Below are 24759 nucleotides of genomic sequence, written 5' to 3' on the forward strand. Positions count from 1 at the left end.
AATGGAACGCACACCCGCCAAGCAAGATCGGCGGGGAGATCCCCCGAACTCTGGCGACCGAGGTTTCGCGCCCTCCGGTCCGCTTGAACGACCGTCGCGAAAGGGCGTACGTGGCAGCCGCAGAAACCGCAACCCGACGCTCCAGCTCCGCCGCGAGCGCCGCCAAGACGACCAAGGCGACCGCGGCCGGCGAGGCCGAGGAGAAGCCGAAGCGCAAGACGACCGCTGCGGCAGCGAAGAAGCCCGCCGCCGCCAAGGCCCCGCGCAAGACGGCCGGCAAGGCCGATCCTGCCGCGAAGGGCACCGCCAAGAACGGCGAAGACCCCGAGGACATGGAAGGCGCTCCGGGCGCCGAGGACCTGGAGGACGTCGAGATCGTCGACGAGCCGGTCGTCGACGAGCCCGAGCAGGCGGAGGACCCCAAGCAGGACGGGGACTTCGTCTGGGACGAGGAGGAGTCCGAGGCCCTGCGCCAGGCGCGCAAGGACGCGGAGCTCACCGCCTCCGCCGACTCGGTCCGCGCCTACCTCAAGCAGATCGGCAAGGTCGCCCTCCTCAACGCCGAGGAGGAGGTCGAGCTCGCCAAGCGCATCGAGGCGGGTCTCTACGCCGCCGAGCGCGTGCGCCGCTCCGAGGAGGAAGCGGAGAAGCTCACGCCGCAGCTGCGCCGCGACCTGCGCTGGATCGTCCGTGACGGCGAGCGCGCCAAGAACCACCTGCTCGAGGCGAACCTCCGTCTCGTCGTGTCGCTGGCCAAGCGCTACACCGGCCGCGGCATGGCGTTCCTGGACCTGATCCAGGAGGGCAACCTGGGTCTGATCCGCGCCGTCGAGAAGTTCGACTACACCAAGGGCTACAAGTTCTCCACGTACGCCACCTGGTGGATCCGTCAGGCGATCACCCGCGCGATGGCCGACCAGGCCCGCACCATCCGCATCCCGGTGCACATGGTCGAGGTCATCAACAAGCTCGGTCGCATCCAGCGCGAACTGCTCCAGGACCTGGGCCGCGAGCCCACCCCGGAGGAGCTCGCCAAGGAAATGGACATCACGCCCGAGAAGGTGCTGGAGATCCAGCAGTACGCGCGTGAGCCCATCTCGCTGGACCAGACGATCGGCGACGAGGGCGACAGCCAGCTCGGCGACTTCATCGAGGACTCCGAGGCCGTCGTCGCGGTCGACGCCGTCTCGTTCACGCTGCTGCAGGACCAGCTGCAGTCCGTGCTCGCGACGCTGTCCGAGCGCGAGGCTGGCGTCGTGCGGCTCCGCTTCGGTCTCACCGACGGCCAGCCGCGCACGCTGGACGAGATCGGTCAGGTCTACGGCGTCACGCGTGAGCGCATCCGCCAGATCGAGTCCAAGACGATGTCGAAGCTGCGGCACCCGTCCCGTTCGCAGGTTCTCCGGGACTACCTCGACTAGGTCTTACCGAGTCATACGCACGCGGCCCCGCACCGGTTCGGTGCGGGGCCGACGTGTTTCGAAAAGGAATCGGAAGCGCCACTTGATCACGGTCCCGCGTCCGAATCGTGGGACGTTCGTGACCTGTTCGCTGCGGGCGGACAAGCGCAACCGATATCACACTCTCGGTGGCACGCAACCGACCGAACGGCCCGAACATGCTGCTCCACCAGCGGGTTTCCGGTCGCTCAGCGTGCGTGTCAAGACGGTGAACCGGTGGCGAACGCAGGTGTAATCCTGCTGCAGCCGGGTAAATCGCATAGTGACGCGAGTCGCCACGTACACGGGAACACTGACTATCGCCGAAACGTCTGTCAGAGTGGAGCCAGCGAGCACCGCGCACCAATCCAGGGGCGCCGTGGTCGCAGCTTGGTAAGAGGGCACCGCAACACTCAGTTCCGGTGCCGGGACGGAGGGAGATTCATCATGACTGCAGCACTCACCCGCCCCGAGTTGACCGCTGCCGACCGCTGCGACCGCTGCGGGGCTGCTGCCCAGGTTCGCGCCTTGCTCCCGTCCGGGGGCGAGCTGCTGTTCTGCGGGCACCACGCTCGCGCGCACAGTGAGAAGTTGCGCGAACTCGCTGCTGAGATTCAGCAGGGCTGACTTCCACCCCACCTAGCCGCTCGGGGCGGAGATCCGCGAGGATCTCCGCCCCCTTCGCTTTTCCTGGCTTCTCAGAGGGTGTCGAGGACGGGCTCGAAGGCCAGTTCCGCTGCTCCGACGAGCTTCGCGTCGCGTCCCAGGGGTGACGTCACGACCTGGGTCCCGCCGACCGCGCGGGAGACGAGACTGCGCGTCTGCACGGCCGCGCTCACCGCGTCCACCACGGACGCCGGCAGTGCCGTGTAGAGGTCGCCCAGCACCACCAGTTCAGGGCCGAGCACGTTGACGATGTTCGCGAGCCCCAGTGCGAGCCAGCCGGCGAACTCGTCGAGCACCGCCGGGTCGTCCAGCGCCCGCAGCGCCGCGACCACGGCACCGCGCGGAGCGTCGTCGGGAAGACCCAGCGCCCGGCACAGCGCCGGTTCGCCCACCTCGGTCTCCCAGCAGCCGTCACAGCCGCAGTAGCAGCGCCGTCCGCGCGGGTTGACCACCATGTGCCCGAGCTCGCCGACGTAGCCGCCCGAGCCGCGCAACGGCTGTCCGGACAGGATCACTCCCCCGCCGACGCCGACGTCCGCGGAGATGTAGACCATGTCCGAGGACTCCCGCGCGGCACCGCGGACGTGTTCGGCGAGAGCGCCGAGTTCCGCGTCGTTGCCGACCAGGACCGGCAGCTTCAGCACCGCCTCCAGGCGTTTGCCGAGCGCCACACCGGTCCAGTGCAGGTTGGGTGCCTCGTGGACGTGCCCGTCGGCGCGCCGCACGACGCCGGGCACCGAGATGCCCACCCCGACCGCGGTGGCGTCGAGGTCGTCGGCCATGAGGCGCGCCGACTCGACGATGTGCGTGATGACCTCTCCCGGATCACGCGTCCGGTGCAGGTTCCAGCTGTCCCTGCCGAGGATCTCCCCTCCGAGGCCGACGAACCCCATCGCCACGTGCTCGACGCGGACGTCGATCGCGATGACGACGGCGGCGTGCGGCTGGGGAAGCACCAGGAGGGACGGGCGGCCCGCTCCGCTGCGCAGAGCGGGCACGCGTTCAGCGACCACACCGGCTTCGGCGAGGCCGTCCACCAGGGCCTTGATCGTGCTGCGGTTGAGGCCGAGCTCAGCCGCGAGCGACGCCCTGGTGGACGGTCCGTCGACGTGCAGGCGGCGCAGCAGCGCCGTCCTGTTGTGCCTGCGGATCTCGTCGGGACGGGTGCCGGACGTGGGGCCGGTCACCGCGTCATCGAGCCGCGGTGGCCGCCCGGCGGCGGGACAACGCGTCGACGCTCGCGGCGAGCAGCAGGACCAGACCCGTCACGATGAACACGACGGCGGCGGGCTGACGGAGCAGGCCCATGCCGTTCTGGATGATCGCGAGCACCGCGCCACCGATCACCGCGTCGCGCAGCCGGCCCTTGCCGCCGAACAGCGACGTGCCACCGATGACGGCCGCACCGACCGACAGCAGCAGCGTGTTGCCGCCACCGGCGTTCGGGTCGACCGAGCCGACCTTCGACGAGTAGACGATGGCGCCGATCGCGGCCGCCGAGGAGGCGATCACGAACACGCTCATGCGGATCCGCTCGACGTTGATGCCGGCGCGGCGCGCGGCCTCCTTGTTGCCGCCCACCGCGTAGATGTGGCGGCCGTAGGAGGTGCGGTCGAGCACGAACGTGCCGACCACCAGCAGCACGAGGACCAGCGGCACCACGTACGGCACGCCCTCGATGACGATCAGGTCGCTCGGCGCCCGGTTCAGCGACAGCGCGTAGGTGATCACCGCGGCCAGCACCGCGAGGGCACCGATCTTGGCCAGCACCAGCGAGGTCGGCTGAGCCACCAGGCCCTTGCGCAGGCGGGAGAAGTGCCGGGTGAGCACGACCGCCGCGTAGCCGCCGACCGCGATGATGAACAGGGCCCAGGAGCCCACGAAGTTCAGGTTGCCGTTGGCGACGTTGAAGATCGTGTCGTCGCGCAGGCCGAGCGTGCCGCCCTGGCCGATGAGCTGCAGCACGACACCGCCCCACACGAGGAACAGCGCCAGGGTCACGACGAACGACGGGATGCCGACCTTCGCGACCAGGAAGCCGGTGATGGAGCCGATGGCCGCGCCGACGCAGACCGCGAGCAGCATCTCCAGCCAGGCGTTCGCGGGGATGCCGACGGCGGCGATGACCAGCGCGACGGCCGACAGGGCTGCGCCGGCCCAGATCTTCATCAGCACCGAGAGCACGATCGCGAGGATCAGCAGGCCGCAGAACACGTAGAAGACCGTGTCGCCCATGCCGCCGAGCAGGTTGCCGTTGTGGATCAGGTGCAACGCCATGACCGAGGCCGTCACACCGGACGCGGTACCGGCGGCCAGGTCGATCTCGCCGAGCAGCAGCACGAACACCAGGCCCATCGCGATGATGGTGATGCTGGCGCCCTGCTGGAGCAGGTTGGCGAGGTTGCCGAGCGTGAAGAACGTGTCGGACAGCGAGCTGAAGACGATCAGCAGCACGACGAGTCCGAGCAGAGCGGGCAGGGAGCCGAGCTCGCCGCTGCGGACCCTGGCCCAGTAGTCGCGGACCGCCTCGCCGGTGGACTGGGAGGTCGTGTCGATGCCGAAGTCCGAGATGGCGCCCTGTTGGGGCGTCTCCTGCTCGTGAGTTTCGGTGGTGTCGGTCATGCTCGCCTCTTCGGAACTCATCAGATCGTCGCCGCCTCGGGGCGGGCGATGCCCAGGTCACCGGAACGCCCGGCGGTGATCAGCTCGACCACCTGGCCGTGCGTGACGTCCTTGGTCGACACGACCGCGGCCATGCGTCCGAGGTAGAGGCACGCGATCTTGTCGGCGACCTCGAAGACGTCGTTCATGTTGTGGCTGATCAGCACGACGCCCAGGCCCTGCTCCGCGAGCCGGCGGACCAGGTCGAGCACCTGGCGCGTCTGCGCGACGCCGAGGGCGGCGGTGGGCTCGTCGAGCAGCACGACCTTGCTGTTCCACAGCACGGCCTTGGCGATCGCCACGGTCTGGCGCTGACCACCGGACAGCGACGCGACCTGCGTGCGGACCGACTTCACCGTGCGCACCGACAGCGAGGCCAGCGTCTTGCGCGCGGCCTGTTCCATGTCGGTCTCGTCGAGCAGCCCGCCTTTGGTGCGCTCGCGGCCGAGGAACATGTTCTGGACGATGTCGAGGTTGTCGGCAAGCGCGAGGTCCTGGTACACGACCTCGATGCCGAGCTCCGCGGCGTCGCGGGGGCCCTTGATGTGCACGGGCTGACCGCCGAAAAGGACCTCACCGGAGTCGGTGGGGTGGATGCCCGCGATGCACTTGACCAGCGTCGACTTGCCCGCGCCGTTGTCGCCGACGAGGGCGGTGACCTCGCCGGGTTGGACGTCGAGGTCGATGTCGTGCAGGACGTGCACGGGACCGAAGCTCTTGTTGATGCCGCGCAGCTCGAGAATCGGCTCGCTCACTGGGTTTCCTCCGTGGTTACCACGCGGCGAGAGGCGGGGTGCGGCAGAACCGCACCCCGCCCTCGTCGCGAGCGGTCCTACTTGATGCCGAGCTCGGTGCAGGCGGCCTGGGTGTCGGCCACGCAGATGTCCGAGGCCTTGACGAAGCCCGCGTCGACGACGGACTTGACCTTGTCCTTGGTGATCAGCTGGGCGGACAGCAGGACGGACTTGACCTTGCGGTTGCCCTTGCTGTCGTCCGTCGAGCCGGACGCGAGCGCGTCGGCGGCGGCGGTGTCGCCCTTGGCGAGCGCGCCGGCCAGCTTGGCGGCGGCCTCGGCCTCGTCCTTGATCGGCTTGAAGACGGTCATGTACTGGTCACCGCGGAGCACGGCCTGCAGGCCGTCCGGGGTGGCGTCCTGACCCGTGACCGGGACCTTGCCGTTGAGGCCGACCTTCTTGAGGATCGTGATCACGGCGCCGGCGAGGCCGTCGTTCGCGGCGACGACGCCGTCGACCTTGCCGCCGTTGGAGGTCAGGATCTGCTCGAAGACCTGGCCACCCTTCTGGTTGTCCCAGTTGTCGATCGGCTGGGACTGGACCAGCTTGAGCTTGCCCGAGTCGTAGAGCGGCTGCAGGACCTTCTTCTGGCCCTGCGTGAAGAGCGTCGCGTTGTTGTCCGTCGGCGCACCCTCGATCTCGATGACCTGGGCGCCCTGCGGCTTCTCCTTCAGCGCGTCCGCGAGGCCCTGGCCCTGCAGCTCGCCGACCTTCACGTTGTCGAACGACACGTAGTACGACGAGGAGCCACCGGTGTTCAGGCGGTCGTAGTCGATGACCTGGATACCCTGGGCCTGCGCCTTCTTGGCGACGGACGCACCGACCTCGCTGTTGGGCGTGGCGATGATCAGGACCTTGACGCCGGAGTTGATCATGCCGTCGGCCAGGGTGCTGAACTTCTGGACGTCGCCCTGAGCGTTCTGGATGTCGGGGCTGAGACCCTCGGCCTTCAGAGCGGCCTCGAGGAGGGGCTTGTCGAAGCCCTCCCAGCGAGCCGAGGTCGCGGTCTCGGGCAGGATCACGCCGACCTTCGCGCCCGTGCCGCTGCCAGCGTTGGATTCCGTGGTGCTGCCTCCGGTGCCGGAGGACGTGTTGGCGCCGCACGCCGAAACCGCCAGGGCGAGGCCCGCGGTCACGGCGATGGAAGCGAGAGTCTTGCTGCGCATCCGCCATCCCTTTCACTGCGCTGTGTCACAGAGAATGTTGTGGCGCACAACGTATGCCTGACATATGCGTGACCGGAACCACACTGAATCGATTAAGTCGCAACGATGCGGTAACCGTGGCGAAATATGGTCACCGAGAGTCGTGAGAGCGTTACCACCGCGCTACCGATCACAACGGCGATATATCGGATATCGCCTCACGGCGAACACACGCCTGTCACCTCCCGGACATCCCTAGGTTGGGTGCATGACCGTCGACAAGGAAGCCCCAAAAGGAGTGACTGATCGGCTGGCGAGGTCGTTCGGCGCCGAGGCCGCCCGCTACGACAGGACCCGGCCGCCGTATCCGGGCGAGTTGGTCGGCAGGCTCGTCGCCACGAGCCCCGGCCCTCGGGTGGTCGAGGTGGGGTGCGGCACGGGCGTCCTGTCACGGCAGTTGCAAGCGGCGGGGCTGGACGTGCTGGGCGTCGAGCACGACGAGCGGATGGCCGGGTTCGCCCGCGGCACCGGTGTGCCCGTCGAGGTGGCGAAGTTCGAGACCTGGGACCCGGCCGGCCGCGAGTTCGACGCCGTCGTCGCCGGGCAGTCGTGGCACTGGGTCGACGCGGAGGAGGGTCCGCTCCAGGCGGCACGGGTGCTGCGGCCCGGCGGGGTCTTCGTGGCGCTCTGGCACGTGTTCGGGACTCCGTCGGCGATCGCCGACGCCTACGTCGCGGCCTACGACAAGTTGGCGGCTCAGATCCCCTACCGCGTCGGCCACTCCTACGACGAGGCGTTCGAGTCCTATCAGGCCGGCTGTGTGCGCACCGGCGACGCGTTCGCCGCCTCGGGTGCGTTCTCGCGCACCGAGCAGTGGCGCGCGGACTGGGAGCGCGTCTACACGACGGCCGAGTACGTCGACCTGATGCGCACCATGAGCCCGATGGCCCTGCTCAGCGCCGAGCAGGGTGCCGCACTGCTCAGCGACGTCGGCGCCGCGATCGACGCGATCGGCGGCGAGTTCACCATGCGCTACAGCACGCTCGCCGTCGCCGTCACCCGGAACTGATATATCGGATATCGGTTTCGGCGAGCTCTACCAGGACCGCAGGGTCGCGATCCGTTCTTCGAGCTGCTCGATGGTGGCCATCGCCGTGGGCGGGCCACCGCAGTACTCGCGCAACGAGTTGTGGATCTTGCCGTGCGGCTTCTTCGTGCGGTGGTGATGCATCGCGACGAGGGTGTTGAGCTCCTTGCGCAGGGCCGTGAGGCGCTCCTGCACACCCACCGGCCGTGCCTCGCGCACAGCGACCTCGGGCTTGGGGCGTTTGGCGGCGATCGCCATCTGCTCCTCCTGCCGCTGCAGCAGCAGGGTGCGCACCTGGTCGGGTTCGAGCAGGCCGGGCAGTCCGAGGTACTCCTGCTCCTCCTCGGAGCCCGCCTGGGTCGGGGCGCCGAACGAGGAGCCGTCGTAGATCACCTGGTCGAGCTCGGCGGTGGTGCCCAGGGCCGTGAAGGCGCGCTCGTCCTCGCCCGGTTCGTCCTTGGCCTGGTTCGCCGCGGCCATGAGCTCGTCGTCCCAGCCGTCCTTCTCCCGGTGCGGCTTGCCCAGGACGTGGTCGCGCTCGGCCTCCAGCTCCGACGCGAGCTGCAACAGCACCGGTACCGAGGGCAGGAACACCGTGGCGGTCTCGCCGGGCTTCCGGTTGCGCACGAAGCGGCCGATGGCCTGCGCGAAGAACAGCGGGGTCGACGACGACGTCGCGTACACGCCGACGGCGAGCCGCGGCACGTCGACGCCCTCGGACACCATGCGGACCGCGATCATCCAGCGCTCGGTCGTCGCGGCGAACTCGGCGATCCTGCCGGACGCCTTCGGGTCGTCCGAGAGCACGAGCGTGGGGATCTGACCGGTGACGCGCTCCAGCACCTGCGCGTAGGCCTTCGCGACGGTCTGGTCGGTGGCGATCACCAGGCCGCCCGCGTCGGGCAGGCCGTTCTGCCGCTTCTGCGTCAGCCGCTGGTCGGCGGCGCGCAGCACCGAGGCCATCCAGTCGCCGGCCGGGTCGAGTGCCGTGCGCCACGCCCGCGTGGTCTGCTCCTGCGTCAGCGGCTCGCCCAGCCGTGCGGTGTACTCCTCGCCCGCGCTGGTCCGCCACGACGCCTCACCCGAGTACGCCAGGAACAGCACGGGCCGCACCACGCCGTCGCGCAGCGCGTCGGAGTACCCGTAAGTGTGATCCGCCTTGGACGTCTTGAAGCCGCCGTTGCTCTCCTCGTACTGGACGAACGGGATCGGCGAGTCGTCCGAGCGGAACGGCGTGCCGGTGAGGCACAGACGGCGCACGGCGGGCGTGAACGCCTCACGGATCGCGTCACCCCACGACTTGGCGTCGCCGCCGTGGTGCACCTCGTCGAGCAGCACGAGCGTCTTGCGGTTCTCGGTGCGCACGCGGTGCAGCGTCGGATGGGCGGCGACCTGCGCGTACGTGACCGCGACACCGTGGTAGTCGCGGGAGGTCATCGCGTTGGTGTTGCGGAAGTTCGAGTCGATGTGGATGCCCTGCTCGGCGGCGGCCTTCGCCCACTGGTGCTTGAGGTGCTCGGTGGGCGTGACGATCGTGACGGCCTCGATCGTCCGGTCGGCCAGCAGCTCGGCGGCGACGCGGAGCCCGAAGGTCGTCTTGCCCGCGCCCGGCGTCGCGACGGCGAGGAAGTCCTTCGGCCTGGCGGCGAGGTACTTGGTCAGCGCGCGACGCTGCCAGGCTCGCAGCGGTCGCATTGCTGCCGGCGTTGCTGCTGGCGCTGTCAAGACGTGTTTCTCCTCATTTGCGCAGGTCAGACATAGCAATACCCTCAGGCGGACCGTGGCCGAGGGCACCGCGACTCTACCTGTTCCGGGCGTCGATGCCGCGAAACGTGGCGGTATGCACCATGCTTGTCACCGCGATGGTTTCGCCTTCCGACAACGACGCACCACGCAGGTCCGGCCGAAAGGGGCCGCTGCGTCTACTCGCGCGCACGCTGTCGAAGGCGTGGCAGGGCAACATCTTCTCAGAAGCGGCGGAGGCCGCGTTCTGGCAGACGCTGTCGTTCCCCCCGCTGCTGCTCGGCGTGCTGGGATCGATGGGCTGGATCGGCACGTGGTTCGGCCCGGAGATCGTCCTGTCCGTCCAGGAGAAGATCATCGGATTCACCCGGACGATCTTCAGCGCGGACGTCGTCAACGGCGTGATCGCGCCGACGGTCGCGGAGATCCTCTCGACCGGCAAGGGCGAGATCGTCTCGATCGGCTTCCTGATATCGCTGTGGGCGGGCTCGTCGGCGATGTCGTCGTTCGTCGACGCGATCACGGTCGCCCACGGCCAGTACGGCGTGCGCAACGAGCTGTGGCAGCGCATCTTCGCCCTGCTGCTCTACATGATCTCGCTGGTCGCCCTGGTGGTCGGCCTGCCGGTCCTGGCGCTCGGCCCGGACGTCCTGCCGCAGTTCTTCCCCACGACCTGGCAGCCGTACATCGAGACGTGGGTGGGCCGCTTCTACTACCCCGGCGTCGGACTGCTGCTCGTGCTCTCGCTGTCGCTGCTCTACAAGGTGGCGCTGCCGAGACGCCTGCCGTACCACCGCGTCCTGCCGGGCGCGGTCCTCGCGATGGCCGTGTTCATCCTGTCGTCCATCGGCCTGCGCCTGTACATCCAGTGGATCACCACCACCGGCTACACCTACGGCGCGCTGGCGACGCCGATCGCGTTCCTGCTGTTCGTGTTCTTCATCGGCCTGGCGATCACGATCGGCGCGTACTTCAACAGCGCCGTCCAGGACATGTGGCCTGCCCGCATGACCCGCCGCCAGCGCCGCCGCTGGCGCAGGCTGGAGATGGAACGCGCGGCGTCCCGCATCCGCGAGGAGAGCGCCAAGCCGCAGGCGGAGACGAACAACGGCTACTCGGCGCCCTCGCCCGCGGACACGCAGCTGACGTCACCGCTGCCGATCCAGAAGCCGTCGCCCGAGGCGGAGGAAGAAAAACAGCGGGGGTAGCCGAAGCCACCCCCGCCGTCGTGGTCGTCCCGATCAGCTCGGGTTGACCGGCGTCGCCCACCTCTGGTTCAAGCCCTGGTGGCAGTCCCCGATGACGATCTGCGTCCCGTCGTCCGGCAGCGCGCCGAAGACGTCCAGGCATCGGTTCGCCAGCGGGTTGACGATCGTGCCGTCGTACCGCGCGGACCAGATCTGCCCGCTGTCACCCCGGCAGCTCGCACCGGCCAGGTTGGTCAGCGCCCCGTTGCCGGTGTGCTGGATGTCGAGGCACTGACCCAGCGCGAACAGGGTGCCGTTGCCGGGAGTCCACCAGTTCTGTGCCGCCGATCCCCCGCACGAGTGCAGGTTGATCTTGCCCGTGGGCACAGCACCGAACACGTCCAGGCACTTCGTCGCGAGACCCACGACCTGACCGACGGACGTGACCTGCGAGCTGAGCCGGAAGCTCTGCGACGGCGTGCCGCCACAGGTGGTGACCGTCATCGGAGAGAAGTCCGCGCTCGCCGACGTCAGGCAGCGACCCGTCAACGGGTTGACCAGCGTTCCGTCGGGCTGTGAGACCCACTGCTGGTGCTGCGCGCCGTTGCACGCCGCCAGGTTCACCGAGCTGCCCTCGCCCGGGGTGTCCGACGCGACGTTGACGCACTTGCCCGAGCCCCGCAGCGTGCCGTCACCGGGCGCGACCCAGGACTGGTTCACACCGCCGTGACACGGACTGATTCCGACCTTGTTCTGCGTCACGTCGGCGTTGAACACGTCCAGGCACTTGCCCAGCTGCGCGGCGACCTGACCGACCTTGCCGCCGTTGCCCGCGGGCAGCGTCCAGGTCTGGGACGTGTTCCCGGGGTCGCAGGGACGCAGTTCGAGCCGTGACTCGTTGGCGCTGCCACGCGGTGTGAGGCACCGCCCGGACGCGCGGTGGACCATCCTGTTGTCCCCGCGCACCACCCACTGCTGGAAGTCGTCACCCGCACAGCCGGCGAGGATCGCCTCGGTGCCGTCGGAGGCGGCCGGCACCCTCAGGCACTTGCCGCCGGCCTGCAGCAGGCCGCCCTGCATCGTCCACACCTGGGCGAAGCTGCTGTTGCAGTCGTGCAGGCTGACGACGCCCAGGTTCGGGTCACCGGTGAACATGTCGAGGCATCGGCCGCTGTTGTTCTTCACCTCGCCCGACAGCACCGGCGTGTCCCGCTTGATCCGCACGTTGCGGAAGCGCACGGGGTCACCGATGTTGTCGTTCTGGAAACCGACGAACGTGTTCTTGCCCGCCGCCGTCGCGTCCGAGAAACCGTGCTCGTTCACCAGCTGACCGTTGAGGTGCACGGTCACTGTGTTCCAGCGGTACCGGAGCTCGAACGTGTTCCACTCGCCGACCGGCTTGACGGCCGACGTGCTGCTCGGCGCCTTGATGCCGACGATCCCGCCGGTCTGCAGCGTTCCCGTCGCGTTCGTGGCGCCGATGTTGACCTCGTACCCGGTCTGGCTCGGCCTTCCCGCGTCCATGCCGGGGTTGGTCATGCCGACGAACACACCCGAGTCGGACGACGCGGACGTGGCCTTCCAGTCGAGCTTGAGCGTGTAGTCGTTGCCGTACGTGTGCGCCGCGTACCAGTTGACGTCGTTCGTGTTGGCGGTGACGGCCTCACACCCGTCGACCGTCGCCTTGGTGCCCGTGGACTGCCAGCCACCGAGGTCGTTCTCGTTGCGCCCGTCGAAGATGCTGGTGAAGCCGTCGGCGTCCGGGGCAGTGACGCAGTTGCCCGCTACAGCCGACGTCGCGACCCTAGAACCACCGACGAAGTACCCGGTGACGTCGGCCGAGAACTTGGTCTGCCCGCGTTCGTTGCGCACGTCGACCTGGCCGCTGTCCCCGAGGGGGACGAGCGCGAGTCCGGACGCGGTCTCCGTCTTGCGCGTGCCCACCTGGCTCGCCGCCAGCCAGCCGACCTCCTTCGCCACCGCGCTCAGCTCGGTGCCGAGGTTGTCGTCCCTCCCGGTCAGCACCACGGCGGCCGTCGTCGCCGAGGACGGAACCCCCGCGACACCGGACACCTGGAACCTGCCGGTCCGCCCGTGCCCGATCGGGGCCTTGGGCAGACCGAGGCCGGTGGCCGTGTCCGCGACCCGGCCGGATTCACCCATCGTCACGTACCTGGCGCCGGCGTCGCCTTCCGCGAACCAGCCGAGGACGTCCAGCGCCACACCGGCGGTGTAGGCGGTGCTGGTGTTGGTCAGCCGGATCTTGCCGTCCGGTCCGATCGGCACCACGACGAGGTTGGTCCGGCGGTCACCGGTGTTCACCACGACGGAGGTCGTCACCGGCTGCGCGGTGCCACCGGCGTGCGCGACCAGGAACTGCTGCGACGTGGCCTCGAACGCGGTGAGGTTCGCGACCACCGAGGTCGCGTTCTGCGGCACGTCCGCGACACCGCGGATCTGCACGTCCACGGTCTTCTCGTTGGTGTTCCCACCGATGAGAGGCGTCTTGCGGGTGTTGCCACCCGTGGTGGTCGCGAAGCCGCGCGTGTCGAGCACGCGAGCAGGCGCGGCCTTCGGAACGTAGGTGTTCGTGCCCTGGGTCGGGTGGAAGTACCCGAGCCGCTCGACCACGACGACCACCGGTCCGTTGCCCCGGTTGCGCAGCTTGATCGACCGGTCGCCGGCGAGCGGCGCGAACAGCGTCAGCGACTGCCACGTCCACTGGTTGTCGCCGCGGGCGTTCAGCGTGGGCACCTTGCCCGCCAGCGCGGCGGGGTCGCCAGGAGCGACCTCGATGCCGAAGTCGCCGATGTCGTTCTGGTCGGCCCTCGCCGACAGGGTGATCGCGACGGCGGTGGAACCAGACGGAAGGCTCGAGAACGGGACCGTCTTGGTCTGACCGGCTTCGAACCGCTCGCCCAGGAGCACCCGCGTCGGCACCGGGTCGATCGTGAACTTGGACCCGGCGGGCGCGGTGGGCACGTCGCTCGGCACGCCCAGGTTGAGCGTCCCGCTGCCCCAGCTGTTCCGGTCCGCGTTCGCCGGCGCCGTCGCCCTGCCCTGCAACGCCGACTGGAGCTGCACCGCGTCGAGCGCCGGGCTGGCCGACTTGAGCAGGGCCGCCGCGCCCGCGACGTGCGCCGCCGCCGCCGAGGTGCCGGTCAGCGTTCCCGTCACCTTGGTCGACACCGCGTCATAGCCCGTGATGTCGGGCTTCGTCCTGCCGTCGACCGTCGGGCCGCGGCCGCTGTAGTCCTGCACCCGGCCCGACGCCGGCTGGGTCGCACCCACCGCGATCACGTGCGGTGAGGTCGCGGGCTCGACGACACTGCCCGCCTCGGTGTACAGCTGCAACTGCTGCCGTTGGCCGGGCCCGTTGACGAAGAGCTCGATCGGCGTGGTGAAGGACGCGTTGTGGTTCTTCACGTAGACCCAGTAGGTCCTCGTGGCGCCCGAGTCGTTGCGGAAGGAGACCGACTCCGTCGGCGCGCGTCCCTCCGGCTCGTCGCGCTGTGAGCGCGTCGACACCGCGACGACGTTCGGGTCGTTCACTCCGGTCGGCGGGTTCTCCGACGTCGTCGAGACGTAGAGGTCCAGGTCCTGCCTCGTCTTCGGCCACGCGTCCCAGCGCAACCCGACGGTGGCGGTCGCACCGGGGTCCAGCGGGAAGCCGTTCTGGCGGGAGATCCCGAAATCGACCCAGCTGTCACCGTTCGAGTCGACGGCCTTGCCGCCGTAGTGCAGCCGCCCCTGATTACCCGCGGCGACGCTCCAGAGGATGCCCGCGGCCTTGCTGCGCTTGACCACCTCGTCCGGGCTGCCGGCGTCACCGGTGCCGTCGCCGCGGCTGCCGGCGGGAGCCAGGAAGCCGACTGCGGAGGAGATCACCTGCACGCCCTGCTGCCGCAGCCACACCTCGGCCTGGTCGAAGGTGAAGGTGTCCTCGATGCACGCGAGGAACAGCTGCGCCTCAGGGGCGACGTCGTGCACGATCTCGGCGATGCCGGTGCCGTGCCGCGACTTCTCCGCCGCGTCGAGGCAGTTGTCGTTGTTGATGGTGAGGCCGGCCGGCAGATCCCCGGAGGCCTGCGCGGACTCCACGTCACCGAACCCGATGTCGATGATGCCGACCTTGACACCGGCGCCCTTCTTGCCGGCGTCGTGCCACAGGTTCGCCTTGGCGGCGCTCACACCCTCGGACGTGATCGCCATCGGCACCGCGCGGTCGGGCAGCCGCACCTCGGACACGCCGGGCTGGCTCGCAACCAGGTCCAGCTTGTCCTCGGGCACGGCGGCCTTGATCCGGCCGTTGCCGGAACCGCTCACCGAACCGCCCGCCTTGACGACTGCCGCGCGGAGCTGGTTCACCTGCGCGCCCTCGACGTAGACGAGCCTGCGGCCCTTCGCGTCCTTGGGCACCGTCTGGCCGGGTCTGGCGTCGTCCGCGGAGTTCACCACGTCCGGTCTGGTGCCGGCGGGCGGCGCTGCCGCCCATCCCGGTGTTGCGACGACAGCCGCCCCCAGCGTGAAACCCACGGCCAAGACGGCCGCACGTCGCAATCTTCTCATTTTATTCCATTCTTCAACGGATAATGCGGCTATCTTTCGAGCACAAGCCAGTAGTGGTGCCCCTGCGACAGGTAGTCCAGCGTTCCGTCGTCCACCACCGCCGACACGATGACGTCGGACTTGACGTCTATCCGGAAGTCGTCATCGCAGCCGTAGTCGCAGTCGACGCAGTTGAGGCCGGTACCGAAGACGGCGACGTGACGCAGCCCCGGCTCACCCCTGTCCAAACTCCCCCACTCCAGGTCGTCCCCTACTCGATATTCCTTCAGAGCCAACGCACCGAAGCCGAACTGGACGTACCTGGTTTTTCCCAGACCGCACTGCGGACATCCTTCGACCTGATCGAGCAGAAGGATGTTGTACATCCCCATCGAAAACCTCCACCGCCAGCTCTACTTGGTTCCCTTTTTGCAGGCTGTCCCGGACACGTTACCGCTACCGGGATGCAGATAGATGTACGGATGTCCGTCGTATCGGAGGTTGGTGCACAACTCGTTGTCACTGGTCATCAGCAGCAAAGTAGGACTGTTCTGCCTCGCGGAGTCATAAACTCGCGCGTCCTCTTCACTCAGCTTCGTCCTGCCTCCCCTATCTTGCGCAGGTCCCCGGTTGACAAGGTCTCGCACCTCGTCCTCACGCTCGTCATGACCTATTCTCGCTCGGTCTTTGACATTTTTGTCGTACCACTTTACCCGATCCGGGTCCTTATTCTTTGTGCCAAGGTAGATGAACTCCTTGTACGCCTGCGGCGAAATTACGATCTCATTTCCCCAGACCGCTGACTCGATTTGGTCCTTGAGATGGCCGTAGTCTCCTTGGCCGTCCTTGTTCCACCAGTAGACCAAGATGTTGGCGTCCAGGCCGATCTGCGGCTTGGGCAGCTTTCCCGGTGGCGGCGAGTTCGGGTTCGACGACGGGTTGCCGGTCGGCTGCGCGTCCGGAGCGTCGTTGCTGTCGTCGTCCTCCGTCGTCTCCGTGGAGTCCTCGGTGTCCTGGCCCGGATCGTCGTTGGTCTGGTCCGCCGGCGGCAGGGTCACGACGTCCGGCGAGCGCGGCACGAGGTTGACGCCGAAGTCCGGGCGCGGCAGGTACCGATGCGCGTCCCTCCACCACTTGGGTGGAGGCGGCGGCCGCGGAGCCACCACGGTCGGGCGCTTTCCGGGGTTCCCCGGCTGGTTCGAGTTCTGCTGCGGCCTGCTGCAGCCACCCACGAAGGTCTTGCAGTCTCCGGGCCGGAGGGCGTCGTCGGGGGTGTAGAGGCCACCGCAGCGGCCGTACTTCTGCACGGACCCGTTCAGACAGGTCATGTAGCCCGGGCAGAGGTTGCCGTAGTCGTCGTAGATGGTCGCGACGCAGGTCCCGGCGGTCTGCGCCAGGCACTTCGACGTGCCGGTCATCTGCTTGAAGAACGACTCCCACGCCTGCACCGCCGGGTTGAGCTTGCGCAGGTCGAGGACGCTGCGCGGGGTGAAGCTCCAGTCCTGCAGGCAGAGCACCGGGATGTTGTCGTGGCCGTCCGGGTCCATGCCGTTGACCGGGTCGTTCCACGTGTAGGCGTACCGGTTGCCGCGCGCGGAAGGCGACGGGTCGAGCGTCCAGTCGTCACGGCTGACGAACTGCCCGGCACCCGGCGCGTACCAGCGCGCGCCCATGTTGACCGAGCCGGTCGCCCCGTCGGTCCAGTCGCCCTGGAACCCGAGCGAGGACCCCGCTCCGGACGAGCTGGTGACGGCGCCGAACGGGTCGAAGGTGCGCAGACCGTCGACGGCTGCTCCGAGGTAGCGGCCGATGATGTCGCCGTGCTGGTCGGCGAACAGCATGCGGCCCTTGACGGTGCTGCCCGCCACCTTGTCGGAGAAGGCGGTGCCGTCGGGCAACCTGCTGATCAGCCTGCTGCCGTCGCTCACGGCGTCGTTGGTCTGGCCCTGGTACTTGAACGCGACGCCGTTGCGGTCGGTGACGCGGTCGAGGCTGTCGTAGCGGTAGCCGACCGCGCCCGAGGAGACCAGGCGGTCGAAGGCGTCGAAGTTCGACGCCGTGGTCTGACCGTTCTGGGTCACCGAGGCACGGGTGCCACGCGGCGAATAGGTGTACGTCGCGCCGCCACCGGACTTGAGCCTGTTGCGTTCGTCGTACTCGAAGGTCACCGCGCCCGCTCCGACGCGGTTGCCCGAGTCGTCCCACCGGTAGGCCGTGGTGCCGGCCGGGCCGGTCCACGAGGTGAGCCTGCCCGCGCCGTCGTAGCCGTAGGTGTTGGCGGCCGAGCCCGACGTGTCGGTGACTTTCTTCGACGTCACCTTGCCGTCGAGGTCGTAGCCGTACTCCGTGCCGACGAGGACGCGCAACCCGCCTTCCACGGTCTCCTGGACCTGGTCGGACGTCTGGCGCCCGAGCGGGTCGTAGGTGAGCCTGCGGGACGTCCACGCGCTCACCGCGCGGTCCGACACCACACCCAGCCGCCCGGCCGAGTCGTAGCCGTAGTCGACCGTGCGGCCCGACAACGGGTCGGCCGCGGAGAGCAGCCTGCCGGCCTTGTCGTAGGTGAACGACGCGTCACCGGTGACGTCCTTGCGGGTGGCGACCGTGCCGTCGCCGTTGTACGTGTAGGTCGCCGATCCGCCCGCCCCGTACGACGTGAGGAGGTTGCCGCGGTCGTCGTAGGTGTAGCCGCTGTCGCCGGCGGGTCCGCCGATCTTGATCATCCGACCGGCGGGGTCGTAGCCGAACGTGCGGTCCGAGGTGGCCGCCTCGCCGCCAGAGCCGCGTTCCAGCTTCACCCGGCCCTGCGCGTCGTACTCCCGGTCGATGGCGACACCACCGGGCTTGAGCTCGCGGGTGATCTGGCCCGCGGCGTCGTACACGGTGGTCCACGTGCGGTCCGCCGCGTTCGGCGTGGCCGTCGTCGCCGGTTCGATCGTCGACTCCGGCAGCCCGCTCGCCGTGTAGGTGTGGACCGTCGCGTTGCCGCGGCCGTCGACGACCCTGCTGCGGTTGCCGAGCTTGTCGTAGCCCAACGACGTGACGATCGACTTGGTCGCGTCGACCTTCTCCGTCTGCGTGAACAGCCGGCCGAGCGCGTCATAGGTGTAACTCGAGACGCGTCCCTGCGGCGAGACCCGCTTCAGCACGTTGCCGGCCGGGTCGTACTCCGTCGTGGCCGCCCGCAGCTCGGTGCCGTTCGCCAGGTTCGCCGACCGGACCGTCCTGCCGAGCAGGTCGTAGGTCTGGCTGGAGACCAGGCCTGACGGATCGGTGCTCGTCGCGACGCGGCCCGCGATGTCGTAGCTGGTCCTCGCCACCCGGTCGGTCGGGTCGGTCGAGGTGAGCGCCTCACCCGCCGCGTTGTAGGTGGCGCTGGACGTGGCGTTCATCGAGTTGGTCACCGACAACGCGTTGCCCGCGAGGTCGTGCTTCGTCGTGGTGGTGAAGTAGAGCGGCGAGCCGGACGAGCGGTCGACCTCGGTGCTGGTGATCCGCCGGCCGAGCTCGTCGTAGGTGAACCGCGTCTCGTTGCCCATCGGGTCGATCCCGGTGAGCAGGTCGCCGGCGCGGTTGTAGCGGGCCCTGATCACGGCAGGCGCCTCGCCCACCTGGGGCAGGGTCGTCGCCGTGACCCGGCCGTAGGGGTCGTGGTCGTAGCTCGTGACCCGGTTCAGGCCGTCGATCGACTTCTTCAGTCTGCCGCCCTGGTCGTACTCCATCCGCCTGCTGTGCACGACCGGCTGACCGCCCGGTGGCGTGTACGCGGGGAGGCTGACCTTGGTGGCGCGCCCCATGGAGTCGTACTCGGTGACCGACACCGCGCCGGCCGCGTCACGGGTGTGCGTCTGCTCCCCGAACACGTTGCGACCCGCGGTGTTCGTGCCGGTGAAGCCCGCTGTGCGCACACCGCCGACCCAGACCTCCGCGGACGGGGAGGTCACGGCGACCTGGTTGCCCGTCGCGTCGTAGCTGAAGGTCGTCGTGTTCAGGCGCCGGTCGGTCACCGACCTCAGCAGCCCGCGCTCGTCGCGGTCGTACCTGGTGGTGAAAGCGGTGTCCGCGTTGAGGTAGGCGTGTTCCGCCTTGATCTGGTTGCTCGTGTCGAACTCGTAGGCCGTGACTTCGACACGAGCGTCGTCGGCGGCACCACGTCGTTCGGTCCTGACCACGTTGCCGTCGGCGTCACGCGTGGTGGTCACCGCGCGCCGCAGCCCGTCCGGGTCGAACGTCGACGTGAGGGGCAACCCTGCCGCGTCGAACGTCTGGGTGGACTTGCGCCCGCCCGCCGAGACGACTGCCACCACGTTGCCGGCGGCGTCGTAGGTGCGTTCCTCGAGCACGACGTCCCGAACGGTGCCGTTGGGATCGTGGTAGCCGTTGCGAGTGGTGGTCGCGAGCAGACCGTCGTCGTAATAGGCGAAGGAGGTCTTGCGGCCCATCGCGTCGTCGGACGACCGCACCTTGCCCGCGGGGTCGTACACGTGGGACTCGACCAGCAGGCCGGCCGCCCCGGGGTCCTCCGGGTCGGCGCCGGGAGTGGTCGCGGTGCGCGACAGCAACAGTCCGCGTTCCTCGAACTGCGAGGTCCACACGACCTTGTTGACGTCGGTCACGGTCTCGGTGAGCCCGTTGTCCGCGTATGCGCGCGTTTCCGTTCCGCCGTCGGGGAACTCCGTGCGCACCAACCGGTCCTGCGCGTCGTACGCCGTCTTCGTGGTGCGCGACGGCGTGCCTCCGTCCGCGACCGCCAGCACGTCGGAGACGGTGGTCTCCAGCATGTTGTCGTTGCCGTCGTAGCGGTACGTCGTCACCTGCTGGTGAGTCTTGCCCGTGATCGTGTTCTGCACCGCGGGCGCGGTCACCTTCGCAACCTTGGACCGGGACGTGTACTCGTAGGTCGTCGTGCCGAAAACACCGCCGCCGGCGTTCCCGGTGGTGACGGACTTCTGCCGCCCGAGAGCGTCGTAGGTGAACCCGGCCTTCAACCCCGACGGGCTGATGACCTCGGCCTGGTCACCGTTCGCGAAGTACGAGAGCGAGGTCACCTGGCCGCGCTTGCCGGTCGACCTGATCGGCAGGCCGGCGGGCACGGTGCCGCCGCCCACCGCGGCCTCACCGCCGGTGGCGTAGGTGACCGACGTGCTCGGCCGCACCGTCACCCCCGCGGGTGCCGGAGACGAGACGCCTGTCGGCCTGCCGGCCGCGTCATAGGTGTAGTCGACGCGGAAGCGGGTGTCGGCGGCGTCGGTCGAGCGAGCGTCCGAAGTGGACTCCAGCTTGTCGCTGCGCGGGTCGAGCGGGTTGAGCGGATCCGCTGCCAGGTAGGTGAAGTAGCTGGTGTTGCAGGAGCCGGCGGCACGACACGTCTTGCGGCTCAGCACGTTTCCGCGGGCGTCCGTGGTCAGCTCAGTGCGCAGACCGCTCTCGTCGACCGTGGCCGAGAGGAAGCCGGCGGAGTTGTACTCGTTGCGCGATGTCACGCCGTCGTGCGTGACCGAGGTGAGCCGGCCGCCGTTGTCGAGGTCGAACGCGTACGACCAGTCACCGAAGTTGCTCGGGCCGCGCAGCACGGCGGTGCGGGTCGCGCCGTTGGTCTTCGGCGTGTCGAGCGACCACGACCGGCCGGTGTGGTCGAGCAGGGTGGCGACCCTGTCGTTGACGTCGTCGTAGGTGAGCTTCGCGTACTGCCGGTCGTCCTGCGGCAGCTTGATCGTGGTCAGCTGGTCGAGTTTGCCCTTGGCCGCGTGGTGCTCCGCGACGGCGAGTGAGCCGAGCGGGTGCAGGTAGACAGCGGCCTCGTCGATCGACCCCGAGAAGTAGAAGTCACCGCCGTTGGTCGCGGGCCAGTCCTTGCCAGAACCCGCGCCGAGCGTGACCCTCGTCTGCTCCCGGTGGTCGATGAGACCGGTGAGAGGCTCGCCGACCTTCCGCCCGTCGAGGTACAGCGTCTGGGTGTCGATGGCGGCGGACAGCACGACGTGGTGCCATTGGTCGTCGTTGACCGCCTGCGGACTGACGATTTGGCGCGGCCCACCGGCGTCGCGGCGGGCGAACCCGCCGTAGAGCAGGCCGTCGGTACCGACGTACAGCACCGGGGTCGACCTTCCCGGCGCCGCCGGGAACTCCTTGTCCGCGTAGCTCAGCAGGGTGCCCTGCGACGTCGTCTTGAACCACAGCTCCACCGCGAGCGACATCGACTCGGACACGAGCTCGTTCGGCAACGTCGCGTAGCTCGAGTTGCCGTCGAACGTCGCGGCCCGGTCCGACGTGCCTTCCAACGCTCCGGTGGTGCCCAGCACGACGTTGCGCGGCTGGGCGGCGTGCTGGCCGTCGCTGCGCGCGGTCACGTTGGCGAAGGTGCTGCCAGTGGTCTCGCCGAGGCGCCAGTAGGCCTTCGGGCGGTCGTCGAGCACCGTGCTGCGGTAGTGCGAACCGTTCACGTACTCCTGCGTCGTGCAGTTCGGCGCGGCACCGGGGACGCAGACGGTCTTGAGCTGGTCGCCGACGTAGGTGTAGGTCCACACCGGTGCCGGAGTGCCCGGCTCAGGTGCCTGCGTGGTCACCGACGAGACGTGGTTGCCCTGCCAGGAAACGGTCAGCGTCCGCTTGCTGGTGTCGCTGGTGATCGTTTTGACGCGGTCGTCGGTGTCGTAGTCGAGTGTCTCGGTGAGACCTGCCGGGTCGACGATCGTGACAAGCCTGCCGAGAGTGTCGAACCTCCACTGGGCACCGGTCGTGTCCCGCAACGTGTAGATGCCGGCGGCAGGGGTGTACACGAAGTCGGCCGTGCTTCCGCTGGGCGAGCCGTACGTGCCGTCCGGGTTGCGGCCGTACCTCACCTGCCGGCCGGTCGGGTGGGTGATCACCACGTTGCCGGAGTGGTCGTCGTCCGCCTTCATCCGCATGTCCAGGCGCGACGACCAGCCAGTGCCGAACGCCGTGTCCTTGCGCGGGTCGAGGCTGTTGTAGGTGCGGCTGATCGTGAGGTCGGGCCCGGCCGTCGGGATCGAGGCGTCGGTGACGACGGTGGAGAAGTTGCCGATGTTGGGGTCGAGACCCGGTCCCTGCGCCGAGTTCGGGCTGCCCGCGAGGTGCGAGGTGATCGCGGGCTGCGGCACGCGCGTGGTGAGGACGTACGGTCCGGCCCAGAAGGGCGTCTCGTCGACCGTGTCGTACGCCTTGATGCCCCAGTAGTAGGTCTTGTTCCACCGGTTCAGCTGCGGGGAGAACGACTGGCCCGCCCACTCGGGAGTCTGCTGGCACTCCTGGGTGAGGGCGGCGTCCGTGCAGATCTTGAACTTGTAGGTGAGTCCGCGGGCGGGCCAGTTGTCCGGGTCGACGCCCCTCACGAACAACGTTGGCCGAAGCGACTCGACCGTCGCACCGGTGCCGGGCTGCTGGTAGTCCGTGGTGGGCGCGCGGTTGGAGACCGTGATCGGCATCCGCCCGTGCGGCACGCCGTGCGCGTCCCGGAAGTCCGTGCCGTCCGGGTTGAACATGGTCAGGAAGACGTCGTAGTCCGCCGGCGCGAGTGCCGGTAGTGGCAGGTCCACGAACTGATGCGTCGCCATCGGCGCAAGGTCGGCGGGAACGCGGAAACCGTTGCGGCGCGCGACTTCGCGGTCACCCTGCTTGATGATGTATCCGAAGTGGACACCACCGGACGAGGGCCAGTTCGACATGCCCAGGTTGGTGACCTTGACGCTGAGCTTGCCTTCCTTGACGTTGCTCGGCAGCGTCACACCGGTGGCCTCGTAGGAGGCCCCTTCCGGGGAGTACCGGACCTCCAGGTACGGCTGGTTCACGGTGCTGGCCGAAGCGAATCGGCGTCCCTCGCGCAGCGACTCGTCGGCCATGCGCACCGACAGGCCGTGTGCCAGCGCGGAACCGTGCGTCCACCGGGTCATCAGGTCGGCATCGAGGGTGAAGGGCACCCACGCCGGGGCCGCACAAGCGGTACCGGACGCACCTCCGTGCGCGAACGTCTGTGAGGACAGCGACTGCCCTACTGCGGCTCCGGGCCACCTCATGGAGGACGACCACGGCTGGGTCACCTCGAACACCGAGACCGGCCGCGGCGTGCAGTTCGTCGAGTAGACGTTGTTGAGCGTCAGCGAAGCGCTGACGACATAGCGATTGCGCAACGCGTTCTGCGCGCCGGAGAAGTGCAGGTAGGTCCGCGAGACCGGGTTGCCCTCGACCTTGCCGGTCTCAAGGCCGCCGTTCGCGCCACCGAAGCCGTTGGAACGCACGAACATGGCGTCGCTGTCGGTGTTGAACCGCTCGGTGCTCGGGTCGAGCGTGACGGGGAACTTGCGGGCGGGATCGCGCAGCCAGGCCTGGTCGGCGTCGACGCGCAGCACCCAGGTGTCGTCGGCGATCTTGTCCAGGCCGTACCTCACCCCGGTCGACCGCACACCGGCCGCGTCGTCCATGACACCGGCGGGAATGGTCGCGACGATCTTGTCGCCGTCCACGAGCTCGATCCCGCCGACGGAGTCGACGCGCGGCGTGAGGCGCTTGAGCTTCAGCGTGAACGAGTAGGAGGACTGCGCCGCCGCGGAGGCGAGCAGCAGGTCCTCCTTCACCCCGCCCCGGGTGGCCGTGAGCCGCAGGTCGGTGCCGGGCCGGACGCCGCGGTAGGTGACCTGCTCGCCCTTGGCCTCGCCGGGCACATCGGTGACGTCGCGCATGCCGTAGCCGATGCTGTGATCGCCGTCGACATCGATCTGGACGAGTGCGCTGTCCGCACTTCTCGTAGCGAAGCTCAGACCCGTCGGGGACACCTTCGGCCTCAGCCTGCCGCCAGCGGCCGCGAGGGTCAGGTCCGCCGGGAGCCAGGACCCGTCCGGCTGCCGGACGTTGGCCGGTCCGGTGTGCAGCCGCAGCGTGCGACTGCCATCCGGGTTGTCGAAGGTCTGGGTGGTCTCGGTGCGGTCCTGAGGACGCTCTACGGCGTCCTTCTCGATAGCGGGAAGAACTGGCTCTTCGACCTCGGGCTTGATCTGCTGGTCTTCTGCTGCCGCGTTCTTCGCCTCGGGCAGCGGGGCGGACTGGTCAGCGACGGCGTTCTTGGGCCTCGGCTGGTCGCGCTGGGGTAGATCGCGTTTGATCCGGGTGGAGTCGGCGGAGGCCTCGTGAGTGGAACCGTCCGCGGCGCCGCTGCGTTGTTCCGGTGCGGAGGTCGACGCCCCTGCGGGCAGAGCGCCGGACCAGCCGTAGGGCGAGTCGGCGCCGGACAGGATCGGAAGCGCCACGAGCAGGACCAGCAGCAAGCTGAACTGTCTGCGCGTGCGTCTGCGCGCACCACTTGACCACGCGTGTCTCAACGCGTTCCCCCCAGAGTTTTCGGTTGTGAGGACCCTTCCCCAGGTCCGGCGTGAACCGTGTCAGGGCTTCAACTGCAGATCAATATGCGGATTTTCACTCGTGTGGGTGTAACGGGCGCGAATGCAACCAGGCGCCGCTCACGTATCGCTCACATGA

12 protein-coding genes are annotated in these 24759 nt (G+C 68.8%); 4 read left to right on the forward strand and 8 right to left on the reverse strand.

Going from position 1 to position 24759, the window contains the following annotated elements; genetic code table 11:
* Positions 1 to 50: 50 nt before the first annotated feature.
* A complete protein-coding gene (locus ACFWN2_RS23540; protein WP_382431175.1) occupies positions 51 to 1421 on the forward strand; it encodes an RNA polymerase sigma factor in 1371 nt (456 codons plus the stop codon).
* 465 nt (positions 1422 to 1886) lie between these two features.
* Positions 1887 to 2066: a hypothetical protein gene (locus ACFWN2_RS23545; protein WP_231642793.1), complete on the forward strand. Its 180-nt coding sequence runs from the start codon at positions 1887 to 1889 to the stop codon at positions 2064 to 2066.
* 71 nt (positions 2067 to 2137) lie between these two features.
* Here the strand turns inward: ACFWN2_RS23545 and ACFWN2_RS23550 are convergent, their stop codons facing one another.
* From ACFWN2_RS23550 to ACFWN2_RS23565, 4 genes are all read right to left on the reverse strand, one after another.
* On the reverse strand, positions 2138 to 3292 hold the full coding sequence (locus ACFWN2_RS23550; protein ID WP_382430623.1) for an ROK family protein: 1155 nt from the start codon (positions 3290 to 3292) through the stop codon (positions 2138 to 2140).
* Between the two features lie 4 nt (positions 3293 to 3296).
* Positions 3297 to 4727 (reverse strand): sugar ABC transporter permease, encoded by a 1431-nt coding sequence (locus ACFWN2_RS23555; RefSeq protein ID WP_382430625.1) that lies wholly within the window; start codon positions 4725 to 4727, stop codon positions 3297 to 3299.
* A 20-nt stretch (positions 4728 to 4747) separates the two neighbouring features.
* Positions 4748 to 5521 carry an ATP-binding cassette domain-containing protein gene (locus ACFWN2_RS23560; RefSeq protein WP_382430627.1) on the reverse strand — a complete coding sequence of 258 codons (774 nt, stop codon included), beginning with the start codon at positions 5519 to 5521 and terminating at the stop codon, positions 4748 to 4750.
* 77 nt (positions 5522 to 5598) lie between these two features.
* On the reverse strand, positions 5599 to 6726 hold the full coding sequence (locus ACFWN2_RS23565; protein WP_382430629.1) for a sugar ABC transporter substrate-binding protein: 1128 nt from the start codon (positions 6724 to 6726) through the stop codon (positions 5599 to 5601).
* 247 nt (positions 6727 to 6973) lie between these two features.
* On the opposite strand from ACFWN2_RS23565, the gene ACFWN2_RS23570 reads away from it, so the two are divergent.
* The gene (locus ACFWN2_RS23570) at positions 6974 to 7774 is read left to right on the forward strand and encodes a class I SAM-dependent methyltransferase (protein ID WP_382430631.1); all 801 of its coding nucleotides are present in this window, start codon (positions 6974 to 6976) and stop codon (positions 7772 to 7774) included.
* 27 nt (positions 7775 to 7801) lie between these two features.
* Here ACFWN2_RS23570 and ACFWN2_RS23575 read toward each other — a convergent pair whose 3' ends face one another.
* The gene (locus tag ACFWN2_RS23575) at positions 7802 to 9487 is read right to left on the reverse strand and encodes a DEAD/DEAH box helicase (protein ID WP_382430633.1); all 1686 of its coding nucleotides are present in this window, start codon (positions 9485 to 9487) and stop codon (positions 7802 to 7804) included.
* Positions 9488 to 9654: 167 nt separating this feature from the next.
* Here ACFWN2_RS23575 and ACFWN2_RS23580 point away from each other — a divergent pair, with 167 nt between their 5' ends.
* Entirely contained in the window at positions 9655 to 10743 is a 1089-nt protein-coding gene (locus ACFWN2_RS23580; RefSeq protein ID WP_382430635.1) for a YihY/virulence factor BrkB family protein, read from the forward strand.
* Positions 10744 to 10776: 33 nt separating this feature from the next.
* Here the strand turns inward: ACFWN2_RS23580 and ACFWN2_RS23585 are convergent, their stop codons facing one another.
* The 3 genes from ACFWN2_RS23585 to ACFWN2_RS23595 are packed head-to-tail and all read right to left on the reverse strand — an operon-like array spanning position 10777 to position 24548.
* Complete coding sequence (locus ACFWN2_RS23585) at positions 10777 to 15291, reverse strand: ricin-type beta-trefoil lectin domain protein (protein WP_382430637.1); 4515 nt, start codon at positions 15289 to 15291, stop codon at positions 10777 to 10779.
* A gap of 29 nt (positions 15292 to 15320) precedes the next feature.
* On the reverse strand, positions 15321 to 15662 hold the full coding sequence (locus tag ACFWN2_RS23590) for a hypothetical protein (RefSeq protein ID WP_382430639.1): 342 nt from the start codon (positions 15660 to 15662) through the stop codon (positions 15321 to 15323).
* A 21-nt stretch (positions 15663 to 15683) separates the two neighbouring features.
* Entirely contained in the window at positions 15684 to 24548 is an 8865-nt protein-coding gene (locus ACFWN2_RS23595) for an RHS repeat-associated core domain-containing protein (protein ID WP_382430641.1), read from the reverse strand.
* Between the last annotated feature and the right edge of the window lie 211 nt (positions 24549 to 24759).

Source organism: Lentzea sp. NPDC058436, assembly GCF_042721515.1.
GTDB lineage: Bacteria > Actinomycetota > Actinomycetes > Mycobacteriales > Pseudonocardiaceae > Lentzea.